This window comes from Burkholderia sp. AU4i (assembly GCF_000466765.1).
Taxonomy (GTDB): Bacteria; Pseudomonadota; Gammaproteobacteria; order Burkholderiales; family Burkholderiaceae; genus Burkholderia; species Burkholderia cepacia.
In genome coordinates, this window is the sequence record NZ_ASSI01000439.1 from 1 (window position 1) to 614 (window position 614).

Annotated in this window: 1 protein-coding gene; it reads right to left on the reverse strand. The window is 68.9% G+C overall.

Features of this window, described 5'->3' with window-relative positions:
- Nucleotides 1-614: ABC transporter permease subunit (locus L810_RS43360; protein WP_042978482.1), on the reverse strand; the 614-nt coding region annotated here is incomplete at both ends.

Genomic DNA, 614 nt, shown 5'->3' on the forward strand with positions numbered 1-614 from the left:
GATCACGTAACCCACGCCGCCCGTGAGCAGCGTGCCGCCGATCACGGTCGCGGCGATCGCGTCGAGCTCCATCCCCTGCGCCTGCAGCCCGTAGCCCGACAGCACGTACAGCGTGAACACCACGCCGCCGAGCGCCGAGCAGAAGCCGCTCAGCGCGTACACGCCGATCTTCGTGCGCGCGACCGGCAAGCCCATCAGCAGCGCCGAACGTTCGTTGCCGCCGACCGCATACACGTTGCGGCCGAACCGCGTGAAATGCGCGACGTAGATCGCGGCGGCCAGCGTCGCGAGCGCGATCAGCGCGCCCGCGCTCAGCGTGCCGCCGCCGACCGGCACGCTGATGCCCGCGATCGCATGAAACGTCGGCTCGTTGATCGTGATCGACTGCGTCGTGATCAGGAAGCACGCGCCGCGCGCGAGAAACATTCCGGCGAGCGTCACGATGAACGGCTGCAGCCGGAAGTAATGGATCAGCGCGCCCATCGCCGCGCCGTACAGCGCGCCGAATGCGAGCACGAGCGGCACGATGATCCACACGGGCCAGTGCAGCCGCTCGGCGCCGACCGCGCAGAAGATCGTTGTCAGCGCAACGACCGAGCCGACCGACAGGTCGA